The sequence below is a fragment of the Paenibacillus ginsengihumi DSM 21568 genome (genome assembly GCF_000380965.1).
In the GTDB taxonomy this organism is placed as follows: Bacteria; Bacillota; Bacilli; order Paenibacillales; family NBRC-103111; genus Paenibacillus_G; species Paenibacillus_G ginsengihumi.
In genome coordinates this window covers 25,621-45,008 of record NZ_KB905589.1, presented here as the reverse complement: position 1 = coordinate 45,008, position 19,388 = coordinate 25,621, and the positions used below count along the sequence as shown (strand labels likewise).

Genomic DNA, 19,388 nt, shown 5'->3' with positions numbered 1-19,388 from the left:
CTATCTTGAAAATTTGGCGGTATACGCCGACAAAATTTCAATACCGCAGGTGACGACCGATGACGACAGGAATCGCTCGTCATAGGCGTCTATCTTGAAAAATCAGCTTAGCCTACAAGCTGAAATTTTCAACACCGCAGGCGGCGACCGATGACGAAGGCTTCGCTCGCCACCAGGCGTCTATTGTGCAAAAGCCGGCTTCAGCCGGATAATCTTGTCGTCGCCCTTCTGCGGACGGCCGCGGCCGTCGCGGTTATTGGTCAGCACATAGATTGAGCCGTCGGGACCTTCCACCACGGTACGAAGCCGGCCATACTCATTCTTGAACAGGGAGCCTGCCGAATGCACGGAAGTACCGTCCTCCGTCAGCACGACCCTGAGCAGCTGCTCTCCCCGCAGGTTGGCGATGAGCAGGTTATTCTTCCAAGGCCCGCGGGTGACGAAAGCGATGCCCGAAGGCGCCCAGGTCTCGTTGCCGCTATGCAGGATTGGAGCCTTCAGCGGGCCCGGCCCCAGCTTGCCCTTATCCTCCGGCGTCGGCTCCGTTTCGTCGCCCTGCACCAAAGGCCAGCCATAGTTAGCCCCGGATTCGATCAGGTTAAGCTCGTCGTGCGCCGTCTGCCCGTGCTCGGAGCTGAACAAACGCTTGGATTCGGGATGCCAGGCAAGCCCTTGCGGGTTGCGGTGCCCCAAGCTGTACACCGGCGAGCCCGGAAACGGATTGTCCGGAGGGATCGAGCCGTCCGGCCGAACCCGCATGATTTTGCCCCCGAGCTGGCGTACGTCTTGAGCTATCGACGGCGCGCTGGCGTCGCCGTTCGTGACATACAGCATGCCGTCGGGGCCGAAGCGAATGCGTCCGCCGTCATGTATGCGGCTGGCCGGAAGCTTGTCCAGAATCACCTTGTCCAGCTCCGCCCGGCCGCCGCCTTCCTTCAGCCGAACGACCCGGTTGTACGGCGTCCCGCCGTCCGAATAGGAATGATAGACATAGATGTAATGATTGTTTTCAAAATCCGGATCGAGCGCCATACCGAGCAAACCTGCCTCAGACTCCGCATAAAGTCCGTCATCGAAGCGGAATACGGGCTCGGCCGCCAGCTTGCCTTGTTCAATGAGTCTGAGCGCACCGGGACGCTCCGTCACGAAGATGCGGCCGTCCGGAGCGAACGCGATATCCCAAGGCACGTTCAAGCCTTCGGCCAGCACTTCCCGCGTATATGGCAATTCTGCGGAGGGCGCATCGCCAGACTGCGGCGGTTTCCCCGGCTCCGCTGTCTGACCCGACTGCGCTGTCTGCCCCGGCTGCGCTGTCTGCCCCGGCTGACCGGCGGCGCCGCCCGCTTTTCCGGCTCCGGTACCGCCCGAAGCCTCGCTTGCGCCGCTTTCCGTCCCTGCAGGCCGGACGCCCGTCAATGCATCGCAGCCGGCAAGCCCTAACGCCGCCGTCAGCGCAAGCGCCGTCCACCATCGGCTGCGGATGCGTTGTGCCTTCTTCGTCTGCACCGTCATGACCGTTCATCACCTGTCCTTCGGTTCGAATGAGCCTGTCTTTCTATCCATTATAGCCCATTTGGGGGCGGCATAACGAATCGCGCCTTGATTCAGGAACCAGCAGCACAGAAAGCTCCGCATCGCCCTTCGGACACGGCAAAAAACACCGAAGCCCCATGCCGCGGTGTCTCTGCCTTCCGAACTAGCCGGCAATGTAACGACGAAATCGAATTATTTTCCGAGGAACGAAGCCAGCATCCAGACATGCTTCTCAAGGCTCGTATGAATAGCGAGCAGCATATCGCCGGTCGTCTCGTCCCCGGCCTCCTCACAGATGGCCATTCCTTCGCGCAGCTCCTGAATGATCGTGCTGAAATCGTTGACGATCGCCTGAACCATCTGCTCCGCATTTTCATTGCCGTCAGCTTCATGTACGCTGGCCTGCTCCAAAATTTCCTTCATCGTAGCGACCGGCTGCCCTTTCAAGGCCAGCAAACGCTCCGCCAGCTCGTCCACATGCAAAGCGGCTTCGTTGTATAGCTCCTCAAATTTGGCGTGAAGCGTAAAAAACTGGGGGCCTTTCACATACCAGTGATAATTGTGAAGCTTAACGTACAACAGACTCCAGTTGGCGATTTGCCGATTAAGCACTCCCGCAATGCTCTTGGACATGTGATTCATCCTCCCTTGGAAAATGTACCCCATCTATCGTTTGCCATTCCGCCATTTTTCATGTATGCGTCAGCGAATCATCTTGCCAGTTTTCGTTATGCGGCACCGATTCGGGGTCGTATTCCTATCATACCACGCCCTTCCCCGGATGAAACGAAACTTCATCAAAGCTTCATTCTTTCCGCGGCTCGGCTCCGGGCGCAGCGGGAGAACGGAACCGTAAACGCCGGCCGCGTGAGCCCAGTCAGCTTCACCTTCGCTTTCCTGACAGGCAACGGAGCAAGTCCCTTCCGCCTTTCGCTTTCCTGGCAGGCAAGCGGAGCAAGTCCCTTGGCGCTGCGCGCGCCTTCAAGGGACTCGATCCGCTTGCGGCTGTGGACTGCCGCCGATGGGCCTGTCGTCAGCCGCAGGCTTAAGCATAGCGCGCGATCAGCTCGCGAAGCATCCGGGCTACCGCCGCACTGCCGCGGCGCAGCTCGCCGCCGGAAATGGTCAATCGAACGAAGCTTTCGTCCAAATCAAGCGCTTCGGCAAGCAAGCCCGACAAGCCGCGGGCTTTGCGGTCGATCTGCAGCAGTAGCTCCAAGTCATCGCCCTGAACATAGAACATCACTTCCAATTCGTCCAGCACCCCGCGGAAATGCGTCGTCGGAACGAATTCGAACTCCTGTACGAACGGCAACCCCCGCCCGAGGCGCGGCGCATATTCGTTCGATACCTCGCGCAGCCGGAAGCCCAGCTCGTGCAGCGCATTCAGCACAACCTGCATATGCTTGTGCGGCAGCACCTGGATGTGATCATGATCGGTCGGATCGATGGCATTCTTGATGTCGAGCCCCGTCTCAATCCATACCGGCGCCCGCTGCAAAGTCACCGGCGTATGATCCGGCACGGTGAAGCAGAACGGGATGTCGCGCCTCTCGCCCGGCTGCAGGAGGAAGCCCTCCGTAATCAAAAAGCGGGCGATTTCCGCCTGCACGGCAACCTTCCGGTCGTTCTGCTCCTTCAGGTACTGGGTTTTAAGATACAGATAGATCCGGTCGATCTTCTGCTCCAGCTGTCCTCCCTGAATCTCAACGACGCCGCGCAGCTCTCCGCCCACCTCAATCTGCGTCGATGCGATACGCGTATCCACCTTGGCCGATCCGATGCCGACGCTCGCCAACACTTTTTTGAACAAGGACATAGGGAAGACCTCCACCTTATAAAAAATCGGATTGGTTATGGTGATACATACGCGCTGCATCCGCGACCGGTTTCAGCAGCGGCTGCGTCTCCTCCGGAACCAGCGGTAGCCTCTGCGCACCGCATTCATCACCCAGTGTGGCACGGCGAAGCGGCGAAAAATCGCCGGAAAATAAAGCAGCCGGTAAGCCTGCTTCAGATCGTTCCACATGCGGCACGGCTCGGGCTTCAAAAAGTCGGAAACGTCTACCACGACGCCGCGCCCGTTCTGCACCATGACGTTCTTGCCGTGAACGTCGTGGGGATTAAGGCCTTTGCGGACGGCGTAATCCAGCGCATCGTCGATATCGGCGATGACGCGGCGGGGGATGACGATGCCCCGAAGCAGACAGTCGTACAGCGTCACCCCCGTCAGCCGCCGGAGCACCAAATAACGGTCGCCATAATGGAGGCATTCCGAGTAGGCCGGATGCCGGCCCAGGCGCCGGTACACCTCGGCCTCGTCCTCCAGTCCGGGCCGGCCCGGGGCGTATACCTTCACGACAAAGCGCGGATAATCGGGATGCAGGAAGACGGCGGCGTAATTGCCGACGCCCAGCACCCGCCAGCCGGACGGCCGGCTCCGGACGGCGACGGGCTCGTCCGGATGCTCGCTCTCGATGGCCAGCTCGGGCAGAAGCTGCTCCTCGATGCGGGCGATGTATTCGCGCACGGAATCCAGCTCATGCTCCCCCAGTCTGCCCGCGGCGGGTCCGAGCGGCTTCGGCGCCTCCGCGCGGCGCCGCTCCTTCCGCCAACCTGCCGACCGCGCGGCATGGACGCCGGCAGGCCCGGGGGGCCGTCTGTCCGGGCCTTGTCCGGATCTTATTCCGTCATCCGCCATACCAATGCGTCGGTCTCCCCTGCACGCCCGGCTTGATGCGGAATAGCCCGCCGGCCTGCGGCTGGCGCTCCAGCGCTTCCGGGCCAAGCCCTACCGTGGCCGTCGTAATGTACAGCTCGTCGCCTTGCGGACCGCCGAATGCGCAGGAGGTGACCCGCGCCGCCGGCACGGCCACAGCGCCGAGCTTCTCCCCTGTCAGCGGGTTCCAGCGGGATACCTGCCAGCCGTCCCACTCGGCGACCCACAGCATGCCTTCCGCATCCACCGTCATTCCGTCAGGCTGACTGTCGCTTCCCTCCAGCGACACAACGATCCGGCGGCGGGAGAGCTCGCCGCGGGCCGGATCGTAATCGAAGGCGGCGATCTGCCGGGTCGGGGAATCGATATAATACATCGTACGTCCATCGGGGCTCCAGCCGAGCCCGTTCGATACGGTGACGCCCTCCAGCGCCTTGCGGACGCTGCCGTTCGGCTCCAGGCAATACAGGGCCCCGGCCCCCTGCTCGCCCCGCATGCTCATCGTCCCCGCCCAGAAGCGGCCCTGGTCGTCGCACTTGCCGTCGTTAAAACGGTTGTCCGGCTTGTCGCTCTCCGGGCTGGCCAGACGGGTAAGCGCTGCCGTATCCGGGTCGATCAAATACAGTCCGTCGCGCATCGCTCCGACCCAGCCGGCTCCCGAAGCCCTCGGAACGACAGCCCCGATGGGACGATCCAGCTGAACGGTGCGGGTCGTTCCTGCACGCCAGCTGTACACATGCACCCGGCCGTTCAAAATATCGACCCACAGCAATTCCCCGGTTCGCTCGTCCCAGACCGGCCCTTCGCCGAGCAGCGCCCGTCCGTCCCACACCAGCTCCAGCCCAGCTTCCGCTTCTTTACGCATGCCTAGCCACCGCCTCTCATCCGCGCTAGTTTTTTATCATCGTTATTGTAACACAATTAACCCCATTGCGGCAGCGGGCACGCGGGCGGCCTATGAATGCTGACATCTTGTCAGCATCCCCGGCCAGCGACGAAACGCCCTTTCGTCTCCGCAGACGAGCGTTTGGGCCAGTACCCGTTCGCGCACACGCTTCGGTCATAAGCCATTCTTCCGTTCTTCGCCTTCCGGAACGCTGCGGCTTCCTTGAGCCCATTCGGCCCGGGCCGCTTTCCGTACTTGGCCATGCGAAAAGCCCGCCGCGGACATCGGACGCGCAGACGGGCTTATGTTTCCGCACCTTATTCTTCTTTCATCGGCTGGATAGCGTTCAATGCCGCTTCATCCTCTGCCAGCATCGATGAGGCCAGCTCCACCGCTTCCTGATTGTCGCTCAGCTTCGCCTGCTCCAGGGCCCGTTCCGCTTTGCCGATCGCATTGCGCGCCTGCCGGATCACCTGCTCCGACGGATGAGACTGCGCCTGCGTCACGGCGTTGTGGGCTTTCTCTACCGAGTTTTGGGCTTGGGAAACCGGATTTTGCGACTGCAGACTGGAATCGCTGCGGGGCATATGCCGTTCCTCCTTTCCTTGTTCAGCATCTCTGTTACTATGGGGCAATCCCGCTCTCTTTATGCGGCTTGCCGCGGAGGAGGGAAGCGCCTATACTTGAAGGTACTTCAACACCGAAGGGGACGACCGATGATGAAGGAAGCGGCCGTCATAGGTGTCGATCCTGATCACTGGGCGAAAACTATCGGCGAATGATCAGTACCGAAGGGGACGACCGATGACGAAAGGATTCGCTCGTCATCGGCGTAAATCTAAGCGAAAGAGGGAGAAACGTGACACTGACGCCGGAGGAAAAGAACGGAGTGTACAAAGCGATCCGCAACCGCCGCGACATCCGCACGTTCCGCAGCGATCCCGTCGCTCCCGAGCTGCTCAGGAAGCTGCTCGAAGCGGCGCATAACGGCCCTTCTGTCGGCTTTATGCAGCCGTGGAACTTTATTTTGATCGAAGAGGCGGAATTAAAGCGCGAGCTGGCCCAGGCGGTTGACAAGGAGCGGCGCGCGCTCGCCATCCATTATGAAGGAACGGGGCGCGAGACCAAGTTTTTGGAGCTGAAAATCGCCGGTATTTTGGAAGCCCCTGTCACCATTTGCGTCACCTGCGATCCGACCCGGGGCGGAGATCATGTGCTCGGGCGCAATTCGATTCCGGAGACCGATCTGATGTCCGTCAGCTGCGCCATTCAAAATATGTGGCTGGCGGCGTATGCCGAAGGCCTCGCGATGGGCTGGGTGAGCTTTTACAAAAAAAGGGATATCCAGCGCCTGCTGGCCATTCCGCCGCATATCGATCCGGTCGCCCTGCTCTCGATCGGCTATACGGACGACTATCCCGACCGCCCACTGCTGGAAATTCATGACTGGGAACGCCGGCGGGCTTTGGACCCCCTGATCTTTAAGGAACGGTGGGGCCAATCGTGGACAACGATGCCGGAAGAGGAGGCTTAAAGCGCTTCATTCTTGCCGATCCGGATATTTCCGATTGTCACGCTCGACATGACCCGCGAACAACGGGGGGCGCGACTGGCGCAGCCTGCCGGTATCGGATATTTGGAACATAAAGGCACAAAAAAACCATCGCCGCGCCGCGAACTGCACTCCTATTGCTAGACACATCTGGCCGTTGGAGGGGCAGTTTTTTCATGGCAAAAGCGATGGTCTTTTTTCATTCCTCAGGCCGGGCGGCAAGATGCTGGAGGAACAGGGCGGCGTTGAAGTACCGCCGGGCCAACGAATGGAAGTACGCGGTCTGTACCGATACCATAGCGATGAAGAGCATGTTGCGCACTGCCTCCCGCTGACGAACGTCCAGCCCGGACAAGCTGCCGGCATAGTCGTCCGCTTTGCGGCGAATGGTCGTCTCCATCAAAATATCGTGATTGCGCCGACCGGATTCGTGCCCTTCCACATCCATCAGCTGGTCGTTGTTGGCGTCCAGCTCCTCGAACGAGATCGAATAGGCATAATACAAATCAACCGGCTTGATCAGATCGTCGGCATCGTTGTCCGGCTGCCGAAAAATGATCTGGAACAGCTTGCGGATCGATTCGAAGTCCAAGTTATTTTTCAAATCTTCGATAATGAAGATGAGCGCGCATTGATCAAGCGAATATTTTTTGCCCGCTTTCGGCGAGCCGAAAAAATCTTTGAAATCCCGCTTGACCCAATTTTGTACAGACGTAATGGAGCAATGGGTATACTCGATCTGGTTGGCCAGCGAGACGATCTCCTGGAGGGAGAAGCCCGGCAGCTGCTCCTGCTTCATCATTTTCTCGAACACCGCGGGGAGCTGCGTCGATAAGAAAGCGGACAAGGGAGTTCCCTTCTGCACGTCGGAGCGATGATTTTTCATCCATGCTTCCTGCAGCACCGACAGCGGCTTATGGGGACACCGCCCTTGCAGCGCTAGTAGCATGGTGGCCATTTCCTTCCGGGTTAATGTGAATGTCTCCATAAGCTGACCTCCCCGTTTCCTAAACTGACACGTTCACATGAACTGATGATAAGACGAACAAAATGGATTGTCAAAGGAATTAATTATAAGATACGCACCCGCTTCAGGGATGAAATTGCTCCAATTTGAAAAAATAAGGTCAAAAACTGCTAAAAACGGTTGTTGTTATTCTATTATGAAGTTCGTAAAATAAGCTCATAAGAACTTTTCTTAGGATAAGTTCGAACCTATCATAAAGGAAGGTCGATATGATACTTAATTTATTTCTTGTGGCCGTGTTAATTTTTCTTACTGCTTTCTTCGTCGCCACTGAATTCGCTATCATCCGGGTGCGCCCGAGCCGCGTTGACCAGTTGGTCGCCGAAGGCCGCAAAAACGCGCTTGCGGTAAGAAAGGTCACAAGCAATCTGGACGGTTACTTGTCCGCCTGCCAGTTGGGGATCACAATCACTGCGCTCGGCATCGGCGCCCTGGGCGAACCGACGGTCGAGAAGATTTTGCATCCCGTCTTCGACCAGTGGGCTCTCGGCCCGCAAATCAGCAGTCTGATTTCGTATCTGATCGCCTTTATTTCCATGACTTATCTGCACGTCGTTGTGGGCGAACTGGCCCCCAAAACGCTCGCCATCCAGAAAGCGGAAGCCATCACCTTTCTGGTTGCCAAGCCCATTATGTTTTTCTATAAAGTGATGTATCCGTTTATCTGGATTTTGAACGGTTCAGCCAACTACCTTGTTCGACTGGGCGGCTTGAAGCCGGTGAGCGAACACGAAGACGCCCACTCGGAAGAAGAAATCCAGATTATTTTGAACGAAAGCTATCAAAGCGGCAAAATCAACAAATCCGAGTACGGCTACGTCAGCCGCATCTTCGCCTTCGACGAGCTGACCGCCCGGGAGATCATGGTGCCGCGCACCGATATGGTCTGCCTGTACGTCAACAACACATTGGAAGAAAATCTGGAGATCATTCGCCGCGAGCAATATACGCGCTTCCCGCTCGTGTCCGAGAGCAAGGATAACGTCGTCGGCATCATTAATACGAAGCAGTTTTTCATGAACTATAACAAAGAAGACACCGCCTTCGACTACGCTTCTCTGGTTCAGCCTGCGCTCACCGTAGCGGAATCGACTCCGCTGAACGCTCTGCTGAAGCGGATGCAGCAGGAACAAGTCCATATGGCCATCCTGGTGGACGAATACGGCGGTACCTCGGGTCTGATTACGATCGAGGACATCCTGGAAGAGATTGTCGGTGAAATCCGTGACGAATTCGACGCGGATGAGCGGAAGGAAATCGAGCAATTGGAGCCGAACCGCTACGTGTTCGACGGCAAGGTGCTGCTGTCCGAGGTCAACGAACTGCTGGGCCTTCAGCTTGAAAACGACGAAGTCGACACGATCGGCGGCTGGCTGTACGCCCAAAATCCGGAGCTCGGGCTGAATACGCCCTGGGAGCAGGGCGATGTCGTCTTTACGATTCTGGAAAAGGACCACCACCGCGTGCGCAAGCTGGAAGTGTTGAAACGCACCCCGGCTGAGCCGGAAATATCGACTCGGGCAGCGGTGCAGGCATAATTTCGAAAGGGGTTCCCGCAGCGGGAGCCCCTTTTTTCGCCTCGAGCGCAGCGCAGCGCCAGCGTAGCGGCTCGCGGCGGCTCACGCAGCGACTCAAAACAGCTCCATCTGCTCCGGCCGCGGCGGCGGGTTCATTCCTAGCAGCTCCATCATTTGCAGCGCGTTGACTGCGGCGTCTCCGCCGGAGTTGTTGTTGAAGATGACGCAAATCTCCCGCGTCGACTTGAGCAGCTGCTGCAGGTGCGCCTTCCACTCCGCCAGCTCCTCGCGGCTGTATCTGTACAAGTACCGCACCGCCCTCCAATCGGGCGAGCCTCCCTGATTCCAGCCTGCGGCGTTGCGCCCGTGCATGCGGACGATCGTCAGCCGCGGGTCTGTCGGATGCAGCACCGTAGGGACGGAGCCGGGACCGGCCTGCGGCTCGTCGCAGATGCTGTGCGCCCAGCCTTCCTGCTCCATGAACGCCAGCGTCTTCTCCCGCATCTCCGGAACGAACCAGCTCTGGTGCCGGAACTCGAGGGCCAGAGGATAGCCCTCCATGCGCGCCTTCGCTTCGCGCAGCTCCTGCACGTGCTTGCGCTGGCAGTCGAACCAGGGCGGATATTGAAACAGCACTGCCTTCAGCTTGCCCGCTTCCGCAACCGGGCGGATCGAGCGGCAAAAAGCCTGAAACATTTCCGCCAGGTCCGCGTATGGACTTTTACCGCGGGAATGTCCGGTCATTCCCTGATAAGCCTTGATTATGAAACGGAAACGATCCGGGGTCTCCTGGACCCACCTTGCATACGTCTCCTCCGACTGCACAGCATAGAAGGAGCTGTCTACTTCGACGACAGAGAAATATCGGCTGTATATTTTCAGCTTGTCTCTGGGGGCGGTCCCTTGTCCGTAGAGATCGTCGTGATCCCCCCACCCGGCTAGCCCGATGTTGATCATGCCAGTCAGTCCTTTTCTTTGTATCTATCCCTCAAGGAGTGAAACCATGAAACCAAACGAACTGCTTCCCCCGCCCTCGGAAACGCGCGAAGAGCTGACCGAGGCGCTGCAGCAGATTGAAGCATGGGAGCAAGAGCAGAAAGATCTTTGGTTCTGGGAAAAGCTTGGCCGCCTGCCGTTCGCGCTGCTGGATCGGCTGACGCCGAAGTTCGTGCAGGAAAAGCTGGGCCAGGCGGTCAATGAGCTCGGCAGCTATATCCAGAACGGAGGCCAATACCTGATCTCCGAGCGCAGCGTGCTGGAGAAGCTGGAACAGAACCGGCGCGCTACCGGGACACACAACGGGGTGCCGCTGTCCGCCGCGGCCGACGTCTCCTTCGTGCCGCTCGCCATCATGGACCGCACCGCCGCGGAGCTGGGCGATACGGGCACGCGCCTGGCCACCGTGCAGGGAGCGACGACCGGCTTCGGCGGATTGTTCACGCTGGCGCTGGACATCCCGGCTGTGATCGGGCTATCGCTCAAGGTGATTCAAGAGATGGCGGTTTGCTACGGCTACGACCCCAAGGAGAAGAACGAGCGGATCTTCGCCGTCAAATGCATGCAGTTCGCTTCGTCCGACATCGTCGGCAAGCAGGCCATCCTTGCGGAGCTGTCCGCTTTCGGCCGAACGGACGGGCACGCCCAGGTCATCTCGCAGCTGCAGGGCTGGCGCGAGGTGATTCAAATCTATCGCGACAACTTCGGCTGGAAGAAGCTGTTCCAGCTCATCCCGGTCGCCGGCATGCTGTTCGGCGCGTTCATTAACCGCAGCACGCTGCAGGACGTGTCGGAGGCCGCGATGATGCTGTACCGAAAGCGCAGAGTGCAGGAAAGGCTAAGCCGCCTCGAGCCTAAGCTATAGCGGATGCCCGGCGTCCCGCCGCCGGGGCCGGGAGGCTCCGAACCGCCCGCGCTGCCGGAAGGCGAACCCTGCCTCGAAGTCCCGAACCTCGAACTGCCGTACGGCGGTTCGTCCAGCCCTCTCCTCATGCCTGCTTGCCGCTCTCCCCCGCCGCGCGGCGCAGCACCTGCAGCAGCGTCTCCGGCTGCTGGGCGCCGGTTACGCCGAAGCGGCGGTTAATGATAAAGAACGGCACGCCGGACACCTTCAGCTTCGCGGCGAACGCCAGATCCCGCTCCACTTCCGCCGTCCCTTCCCCGCGCTCCAGCCGCTCCCTGAGCTCGGAAGCATCGACGCCCTCCGCCTCGGCCAAAGCAAGCAGCTCCTCCAATCGGCCGATGTCCCGTCCTTCCTCGAATACGGCCCGGTGGATCGCTTCCACGAGCGCGGTCTTTTTCTCCTGCGGGGTCAGGGCGATCACCCGGTGGGACAGCAGCGTATTCGGCATGACGCGGATCAGGTCAAACCGGAAGTCAAGTCCGACGCTGCACCCTGCTTCCGTCACATGCGCAAAAGCGTGCTCCATCCGTTCCTCGCCGCCAAGCTTCGCGCTCATCAGCTCGCGGTAAGGAGCGCCCTGAGCCGGCACGCCCGGATCGAGCACATACGCTCTCCATTCCAGCTCCACCGGCTCCCCGTCCCAACGCTCCAGCGCCGTCTGCAAATGCCGCTTGCCGATGCGGCACCACGGACAAACCGTATCTTGAAACACCTCGATAATCAAATCGGCACCTCCCGGCCTTTTTTCAAAATGGGCTTACGTTCGCTATCCCTTATGTTTTACGCATGCATACGCCAACAGTATAGCATGAAAGCCATTGGTTGACCGAGCTAATCGTTGCAGGCAATGTTCCCGACATTGATCGCTTATATTGGCGCACGGTTTCTTACGCCCTGATCCAGGCGCGAAAGCCCGCGAAAGTCCGCGAAAACGCGGAAGCCGCGGGAGCGATTCCCGCGGCTTCGGTCACCTTTTTCATATCTCGTAATGCTGTCTCTATACGTTACCTTTGACGACGGTTGCGATTTGGGAGGCCGCTTCCTTCACGGCGGCCGTCAGCTCATGCCATCCGGCGATGGCGGCAGCCATGCGGCCTTCAAGCAAATTCAGCAGCCCGAAGATGACAACCGATGACGAATGTTTCGCCGCAGCCGACGTTTAACCCGCCTGATGGCATCAGGCTTGCTACAGCTTTCGGGCGTTGGAGCATCGTTTGCGGGGATACGAGCCCCACCAATTTCAGGGATTTTACAAAAAAATTTCCCTACGACGGTTTCACCTGCCTCGTTCCCGGTTAATGAATGGCAGGGCTGTAATCATAGCATTGCGGCCGAAAATCGGAAAAAGGCGGTGTTTTCCATGAGTAGCTTGATTCTGTTACTGGTTGCGCTGGTCGTGATGTATGTCCTTTATCGCCGCAGCGTGCTTTGGAAAACGGTCCAGATCAGCTCCGGCGCGGATGCCGACCAATTGGAAGCCAAATACGCCTTCTTGAAGGAGCACCAGGTGAAGTGCCGCGTGAAGTCCGAAGGGCATGCCAATCTGGGAGCTATGCAGGCGGCAGCCTCCGAGCATTCTTACCATACCGCCACCCTGCGGCTGGAAGTGCACTCCAGGGACTTGGACAAAGCCCACCAGCTGCTCGAGCAGTTCGAGGAAGAACCGTTTCGGCTCAGCTTGTAGCGACCTGCGCGATAAAAAGCGTCTATCGACGTCCATTCAAGGATGAGCGACCGCGGTTTAGCGGTCATTTTTCTTATAGGATTCAGCACGAACATCGCGCCTGAACGGCGAGCGGTTGGGAAGCGGTCCCACGGAACACGGCTTTTCATTCCGGCCCGCAATGGACATGAACTGTACAAATGCCAAGACGACGGCCGGTCCGCATTCCATTAGCTGACAGCGGCGAATGCCGTGAGCTATACTATGGGCAGACATATCGACGGGATCTGGCGCTATGAACCTGGGAAAGGGCACTGCCTGTGCCTGTCATCCGTGCCTTGGCTAAGGATCGCTTAAGTACGTGTTGCATGTGAATGCTTGAATAAGAATTGGAGGATTCGGGATGAGAACCGAAGATCAGGTAAGACGTAAAGCGAACGAGCTGCTGATGCTGAAGCAATCGCTGGCAAGCCGCCTGGCCTCCGCGGCCGAAGAAGAGAAGCCGGCAATTCAACGGGACATCGATCAGCTGGAAGAGAAAATCATGCTGCTGGAGTGGGTGCTGAACAAGCCGATTGGCAGCTATCATATTTGACTTCGCTATAAAGAAATAATGAAATAGTGTGGTAGCACGATAGTACATTATTACAAAAATACTTCCCCAATCCGTCTCATCGTCCTGCTCCTGCCCATCCCAAATGCCAGGCTGGGCTTCCTGCCACTTGACGCTTTTCTTTGAAGCAGCGGTCCTCATCGCACAGCCCCCGAACTGCTCTTGCCAGTTCTGGAATTGCCGGGGAAGCCGAGCAGGACGAGCGCTTCCCCCCATCTCCACTGCCTGCAGGCGGCAAGAAAGCAGAACGGACCGTTCATCAACCCCTTTACAAATTCTTCACACGAGCTTGATCTCCCCTTAACAATCGGCCGGTATGCTCGTTATAGGCAATCGGACAGGCCCTCCGCTCGGCTGGACTTCCCGGGGCGAAAGGAGCATGGCAGCAAGCCGTCGACGAACCGGATCGGACGTTTGCGAACTGACGATTGGCCGGAGGAGCTTATCCATATTAGCAAATCAATATCAGTTGAACGAAAGAAACCCATCAGCAAATTTTCAACAACCGAAGGGGACGACCGATGACGAAGAATTCATTCGTTCTAGGCGTCAGTCATGTCAATAACGGGTGGAGATGAGGAGAAAGCCCGGCGGGAAGATGGCCTGCAAGTCGCGCGTTGCGGAAACGGAGGCCGCTTCTTTGCTGTGGCTTTTTTTCCGTCTTATTTTCAACACCGCAGAGGGCGACCGATTGACGAAGGAATCGTTCGTCATAGGCGTCTATCTTGATAATTCGACGAAGCTCATCGGCGAATTTTTCAACACCGCAGGTAACGACCGATTGACGAAGGATCGTTCGTCATAGGCGTCTAATCCAAAATCGATCCATGGAGGGTTATGTAGGAGCATATGAATACACCAGTACAATCAACGACATCAGCGCGCGGATTGGCCCAAGCGGCTCCGGCAAAAGCTCCGGCAGCCCCGAAAAGGCGGTGCAGCGCGATCGTCAAGGCGCTTCGCCGTCATTGGCAGCTTTATCTTTTGATCACACCGGTCATCGCCTACTTCGCCGTCTTCCATTATTGGCCGATGTACGGCGTGCAGATCGCCTTCAAAGATTTCATCGCGACAAAAGGCATCTGGGGCAGTCCTTGGGTCGGCTTCAAGCATTTCGAGCGTTTTTTCGACAGCTACTTCTTTTGGCGGCTGATCGGCAACACCCTCGGCATCAGCCTGTACGAGCTGGCCGTCGGCTTTCCTGTCCCGATCCTGCTGGCGCTCATGATCAACGAGGTCCGGCTGAAGGGCTACCGCAAATTCGTGCAGACGGTGACGTACGCGCCGCACTTCCTGTCCACCGTCGTCATCGTCGGCATGCTCCTGATGTTTCTCTCCCCGACGAGCGGTCTGGTCAACCTGGCGATCCAGGCTTTCGGCGGCGAGCCGATCTCCTTCATGACCGAGCCGGGCTGGTTCAAGACGATCTACGTGTTCTCCGGCGTCTGGCAGCAGATGGGCTGGAGCTCGATCATATACCTGGCGGCCCTGGCCGGGATCGATCCCCAGCTTCATGAGGCGGCCAAGGTCGACGGGGCTACGAGGCTGCAACGGATTTGGCACGTGAACTTGCCCGGCATCCGCCCGACGATCGTCATCCTGCTGATTCTCAATTTCGGCTCGCTGATGGGCGTCGGCTTCGAGAAAGTGTTTCTGATGCAAAACTCGCTGAATATGGAAGGCTCGGATGTCATTTCGACCTATGTGTACCGAAGCGGCATTTTGGGGGCACAGTACAGCTTCTCGGCGGCGGTCGGGCTGTTCAATTCCGTCGTCAACTTCATCCTGCTCATTACAGTCAACCGCATCGCGAGAAAGGTCAATCAGGTCAGCCTTTGGTAAACGTCCGGTCAATGGACAGAGCCAGCCGACCACAACACTCGCATGGCCTCGCGACATCCGGAAGGAGGAACCGACATGGAAACCCGAAGCTCGGGGGACAAAATGTTTGACGCTGTTAACATGACATTGCTCGGCATCATATCGATCATTGTCCTGTATCCGCTCGTTTTCGTTCTCAGCGCCTCGATCAGCGATCCGGCCGCCGTCCTGGGCGGCGATATGTGGCTGCTGCCCAAAGGCATCACGTTCGAGGGATACGCCAAAGTATTCGACAACAGCGATCTGCTGAACAGTTACGGCAATACGATTTTTTACACGACGCTGGGAACGGCGATCAATCTGGTCATGACCGTCATGGCCGCGTACCCGCTGTCGAAGCGCGATTTTCGCGGACGCAACGTGCTGATGGGGGTCATGGTGTTCACGATGTTTTTCAGCGGCGGCCTCGTGCCGACCTATCTGCTCGTCAAGCAGCTCGGCATGACGAATACGTTCTGGGCTCTGGTGATCCCGAACGCCGTCTCCGTGTACAACATCATTATTATGCGCACCTTCTTCCAATCGAGCATTCCCGGAGAAATCCAGGAGGCGGCCGCGATCGACGGCTGTTCGGAGCTGCGCATCCTGCGGAGCGTCGTGCTGCCGCTGTCGATGCCGATACTGGCGGTCATGGTGCTGTTTTACAGCGTCGGCCACTGGAATGCGTATTTCAACGCCTTGATCTATTTGACCGACCGCGCGGATTACCCGCTACAGCTTATTTTGCGGGAAATTCTCATACAAGGCCAGATGGAAGAAATGGTCAATGTCGGCGACAGTTCGCACGCCAAGACACTGCTCGACCAGGAAGCGATCAAATATGCGGTCGTCGTCGTCGCCAACCTGCCGATTCTCATGCTGTACCCGTTCCTGCAAAAATATTTTGTCAAAGGCGTCATGATTGGGGCTTTAAAGGGATAATTCCCTTTTGGCGATACATTCCGATGCAACAAGACCAGGGGAGGAAATCAAAGATGAGATGGAAAAAATGGACTGCGCTGACGGTGTCGTCGGTCATGACAGCGACTTTGCTGGCCGGCTGCGGAGGCGCCGGAGATAACGGAGGCACCAGCGGAGCGTCGCAGGAGCAAGAGGGCGAGACGGCTCAAAGCCAAAACCTCAATGCGACCGGCATGCCGATTGTCAAGGAACCGATCGAGCTGACGTTCTTCACCGGCCTTGCAGCCACGAACGGCAGCAACAAATTCGAAGAGCGGCTCGTCTGGTCGGAATATGCCAAGATGTCCAACATCAAAGTCAACTTCCAAACCGTTCCCTTCGAGAATTTGACGGAAAAGCGCAATCTGGCGCTCGCCAACGGCGACTATCCGGACGCGCTCTACTCCGCCCGCGTTCCGGCGGCGGACCTGATGAAATACGGCAGCCAGGGCGTCTTCATCCGGCTGAACGATCTGATCGACCAATATGCCCCGAACCTGAAGAAGCTGATGGAGAAATACCCGGATCTGCGCAAAGCGCTGACAATGCCGGACGGCAACATCTACTCGTTCCCGTCGTTCTATAGCCCGGAATTTCTTCCGATGCTGATCGGCACTCCGCTCTGGGTGAAGAAGGATTGGCTGGACAAGCTGGGCATGGAGGTTCCCCAGACGACGGAGGAATTTTATCAATACTTGAAGGCTGTCAAGACGACCGACCTGAACGGCAACGGACAACTGGATGAAATTCCGTATAGCGGCACGGGCATCAACCCGCTGATGGAGCAGCTGATGGGCGCATGGGGCGTCGGCACCCGCGGCCTCGGCCACAAGCATGTCGATATCGATCCGAAAACGAACGAGCTGCGCTTCTTCCGCACGACGGAAAACTTCAAAGAGCTGTTGCAATATATGAACAGGCTGTATACGGAAGGGCTGATCGACAAGGACGTCTTCACGCAAACCGGCAACGCCCTGTACGCCAAAGGCGGCAAGGACTTGCTCGCGGCAACGATCAATCCGAATCCGAAAACGCAGTTCAACGGCGAAGGGTACATCGGCCTCGGCGCGCTGAAAGGACCGCACGGCGATCAATTGTACACGCATATCAAGGTGCCGATGGTATGGCCGGGCGCGTTCGTCATCACGGACAAAAACAAAAACCCGGAGGCGACGGTACGCTGGATCGACCACTTCTATGGGGACGAAGGCGCGACCTTCTATTTCATGGGTAAAGAAGGCGTCTCCTACAACAAAACGGCCGACGGCAAGCTGGAATACGTCGACGAAATCCGCAACAACCCAAGCGGCTTGACGATGGATCAGGCGCTGACGAAGTACGTATCGTGGATGGGCGGCAGCTACCCCGGCTACGTGCAGGAGAAATACTTCAAAGGTTCCGAAACGCTGCCGGAATCGATCGAGGCCGGCAAGAAGGCTGAGCCGCATGCCATCAAGGAACTGTGGTACAACTTCAACTTCACGGACGAAGAGACGGAATTCATGAGCTCCATCGGCAGCGATATTCATACCTATATTAAGGAAATGGAAGCGAAGTTCATCACCGGCGCGACGCCGTTCTCGGAGTGGGACAAATACGTTCAGACCGTGCAGGGCATGGGCGTCGACCAATATATGAAGGTATACAAAGCGGCATACGACCGTTACAACCAAAGCAAGTAAGCCTGGCCTATTCAAGCGGCACAATCCGCATCAGTCATGAAGCGCAGGAAGGTACAGCCCTCATCCATGAGGCGCTGTGCCTTTTTTGTCGCCGGAACAGACATTTCTGAATTTGGAAAATATGTTATATTATACTCATCCGTTCCAAATCCGAGCTTGAACAACTGCTGCAATAATCAGATCGCCGGTAAGCGAAGGGTGGAAACCGATCGCCTATCAAACGAGTGAAAGCAATTGGCTGATCCCTACGGACGCTCCGATATTGCCGCAAGATGGCTGCGGTGAGCACAGTTTCGCTAACTTGAAAATTCATCTAAACGTTGAATTTTCAACACCACAGGTGACGACCGGTGATCTTGAAAATAGCCCAAGGGGCGGGTCCCAGGCACACGAGGCGACAAATCCTGCAAAAAATGCAACATTTTCTGCCCCTTTTGCACAAGGGAAAGGGTAATGTTGCATTTTATACAATAATTTGGGCGCAATGGGCTTCAAACCCGGGAACATCGCCCGAAATGTTACACATTTTACAACATTGATTCGCAAATAGAGGTTATTCCCCCGTTTTTGTTGTACAAAATACAACATTTGCTATCTGGAGCAATTTGTGCTGATCGACGCAGACAGATCGTCCGGGACGGCGAGGGGAACGAGCACTGGAAGAGCGCGCTGCACGGCGAAGAACTGGATATCCGCCGTGGCTTTAGCCGCGTTTGCAGTAGCGATCCGGAGGTTATGTCCCTCTTCCATGGCACCCTTTGCAGACCAGCAGCCCCAGTCCCCCCTCCTTCTTGGACAAGCAAAAGAACTCCGCAAGCGGGCGTTTGGGCAGTACCCAGTCGCGCACACGCTCCGGTCATAAGCTATTCTTCCTGATGCCATGCCCTAAAACCGGTGCATTCTCTCATGCAATGCAGCATGGGCAAAATCGCCTCATTGATACTGGCCTTGCCCTACTGCCCGATTCACCGGACCCAGAAGCCGCCGACAAACCGCTTGGGCTCATGGGAGATGACGAAGGCCCGGGGCGAAAGCTGCGAAATGCTGTTCAGCAGCTTCCGCTCGTTGCTGCGCTTCACCAGCACCTGCATGACGAGCCGCTGCCCGTCGCGCCCGTCCGCTGGACAAGCCGTCACGCCGTAGCCCATCTCTCGCAGCTTCGCGGGCAGCACGGATTGCGGCGAATCGACGATCACCTGCACGACCAGATAGCCGAGCGCCAAATATTCCTCGATCCGGCTGCCCGTATACACGCCCAGACCGAATCCGATGCAGTAGGCCGCCAGGTTGAACGGGTTGTCGAGACTGTCCAGCACGAGACTGAGGCCGGTCAAATAGACGAACACCTCGAGCATGGCCATGAACGAAGCGACAGCAATCCTCCCCTTGATGACCAGGATGAGCCTCAGGGTAAAAATGGATACATACGCGACGTTAATCCCGACGATCCCGGCGACCAGCGGCAGCGACAGCATC

General features: G+C 57.7%; 19 protein-coding genes. 9 read left to right on the top strand and 10 right to left on the bottom strand.

The window, feature by feature from the left end; translation table 11 throughout:
- Positions 1-180: 180 nt before the first annotated feature.
- The 6 genes from F591_RS0118660 to F591_RS0118630 form a co-directional block, all read right to left on the bottom strand.
- Complete coding sequence (locus tag F591_RS0118660) at positions 181-1,512, bottom strand: PQQ-dependent sugar dehydrogenase (protein ID WP_019536142.1); 1,332 nt, start codon at positions 1,510-1,512, stop codon at positions 181-183.
- A gap of 213 nt (positions 1,513-1,725) precedes the next feature.
- Complete coding sequence (locus tag F591_RS0118655) at positions 1,726-2,166, bottom strand: Dps family protein (protein WP_019536141.1); 441 nt, start codon at positions 2,164-2,166, stop codon at positions 1,726-1,728.
- Between the two features lie 412 nt (positions 2,167-2,578).
- Positions 2,579-3,352, bottom strand: a complete 774-nt coding sequence (locus F591_RS0118650; RefSeq protein ID WP_019536140.1) for a sporulation protein — start codon at positions 3,350-3,352, stop codon at positions 2,579-2,581.
- A gap of 72 nt (positions 3,353-3,424) precedes the next feature.
- Positions 3,425-4,234 carry a hypothetical protein gene (locus F591_RS0118645; protein WP_019536139.1) on the bottom strand — a complete coding sequence of 270 codons (810 nt, stop codon included), beginning with the start codon at positions 4,232-4,234 and terminating at the stop codon, positions 3,425-3,427.
- Positions 4,224-5,117: an SMP-30/gluconolactonase/LRE family protein gene (locus F591_RS0118640; RefSeq protein ID WP_019536138.1), complete on the bottom strand. Its 894-nt coding sequence runs from the start codon at positions 5,115-5,117 to the stop codon at positions 4,224-4,226. Before F591_RS0118640 ends, F591_RS0118645 begins: the two co-directional genes overlap by 11 nt.
- Before the next feature lie 338 nt (positions 5,118-5,455).
- Positions 5,456-5,725, bottom strand: a complete 270-nt coding sequence (locus F591_RS0118630; protein WP_019536136.1) for a hypothetical protein — start codon at positions 5,723-5,725, stop codon at positions 5,456-5,458.
- Positions 5,726-5,997: 272 nt separating this feature from the next.
- Between F591_RS0118630 and bluB the strand changes: the two genes are divergently transcribed.
- Positions 5,998-6,672 (top strand): 5,6-dimethylbenzimidazole synthase, encoded by a 675-nt coding sequence (gene bluB, locus F591_RS0118625; protein WP_019536135.1) that lies wholly within the window; start codon positions 5,998-6,000, stop codon positions 6,670-6,672.
- Positions 6,673-6,889: 217 nt separating this feature from the next.
- On the opposite strand, the gene F591_RS0118620 is transcribed toward bluB, so the two are convergent.
- Positions 6,890-7,678, bottom strand: coding sequence for a DUF1836 domain-containing protein (locus tag F591_RS0118620; protein WP_019536134.1), 789 nt, complete (start codon positions 7,676-7,678; stop codon positions 6,890-6,892).
- A gap of 248 nt (positions 7,679-7,926) precedes the next feature.
- Between F591_RS0118620 and F591_RS0118615 the strand changes: the two genes are divergently transcribed.
- A complete protein-coding gene (locus F591_RS0118615) occupies positions 7,927-9,255 on the top strand; it encodes a hemolysin family protein (RefSeq protein WP_019536133.1) in 1,329 nt (442 codons plus the stop codon).
- 93 nt (positions 9,256-9,348) lie between these two features.
- Here F591_RS0118615 and F591_RS0118610 read toward each other — a convergent pair whose 3' ends face one another.
- Positions 9,349-10,191 (bottom strand): DUF72 domain-containing protein, encoded by an 843-nt coding sequence (locus tag F591_RS0118610; RefSeq protein WP_019536132.1) that lies wholly within the window; start codon positions 10,189-10,191, stop codon positions 9,349-9,351.
- A 46-nt stretch (positions 10,192-10,237) separates the two neighbouring features.
- On the opposite strand from F591_RS0118610, the gene F591_RS0118605 reads away from it, so the two are divergent.
- Complete coding sequence (locus F591_RS0118605; protein ID WP_019536131.1) at positions 10,238-11,095, top strand: EcsC family protein; 858 nt, start codon at positions 10,238-10,240, stop codon at positions 11,093-11,095.
- Between the two features lie 124 nt (positions 11,096-11,219).
- On the opposite strand, the gene F591_RS32380 is transcribed toward F591_RS0118605, so the two are convergent.
- A complete protein-coding gene (locus tag F591_RS32380) occupies positions 11,220-11,858 on the bottom strand; it encodes a DsbA family oxidoreductase (protein WP_019536130.1) in 639 nt (212 codons plus the stop codon).
- A gap of 636 nt (positions 11,859-12,494) precedes the next feature.
- Between F591_RS32380 and F591_RS0118585 the strand changes: the two genes are divergently transcribed.
- The 6 genes from F591_RS0118585 to F591_RS0118560 all read left to right on the top strand — a co-directional run bounded on the left by F591_RS0118585 (position 12,495) and on the right by F591_RS0118560 (position 17,912).
- A complete protein-coding gene (locus tag F591_RS0118585) occupies positions 12,495-12,818 on the top strand; it encodes a hypothetical protein (protein WP_019536127.1) in 324 nt (107 codons plus the stop codon).
- 382 nt (positions 12,819-13,200) lie between these two features.
- The gene (locus tag F591_RS0118580) at positions 13,201-13,392 is read left to right on the top strand and encodes a hypothetical protein (RefSeq protein ID WP_019536126.1); all 192 of its coding nucleotides are present in this window, start codon (positions 13,201-13,203) and stop codon (positions 13,390-13,392) included.
- A 658-nt stretch (positions 13,393-14,050) separates the two neighbouring features.
- Entirely contained in the window at positions 14,051-14,215 is a 165-nt protein-coding gene (locus tag F591_RS0118575; RefSeq protein ID WP_156829619.1) for a hypothetical protein, read from the top strand.
- 44 nt (positions 14,216-14,259) lie between these two features.
- Positions 14,260-15,252: an ABC transporter permease gene (locus F591_RS0118570; protein WP_051109222.1), complete on the top strand. Its 993-nt coding sequence runs from the start codon at positions 14,260-14,262 to the stop codon at positions 15,250-15,252.
- Positions 15,253-15,327: 75 nt separating this feature from the next.
- Positions 15,328-16,212, top strand: coding sequence for a carbohydrate ABC transporter permease (locus F591_RS0118565; RefSeq protein ID WP_019536123.1), 885 nt, complete (start codon positions 15,328-15,330; stop codon positions 16,210-16,212).
- Between the two features lie 53 nt (positions 16,213-16,265).
- On the top strand, positions 16,266-17,912 hold the full coding sequence (locus tag F591_RS0118560; protein ID WP_019536122.1) for an extracellular solute-binding protein: 1,647 nt from the start codon (positions 16,266-16,268) through the stop codon (positions 17,910-17,912).
- A gap of 965 nt (positions 17,913-18,877) precedes the next feature.
- Here F591_RS0118560 and F591_RS0118550 read toward each other — a convergent pair.
- Positions 18,878-19,387 (bottom strand): DUF2179 domain-containing protein, encoded by a 510-nt coding sequence (locus F591_RS0118550; RefSeq protein ID WP_019536120.1) that lies wholly within the window; start codon positions 19,385-19,387, stop codon positions 18,878-18,880.
- Position 19,388 lies beyond the last annotated feature (1 nt).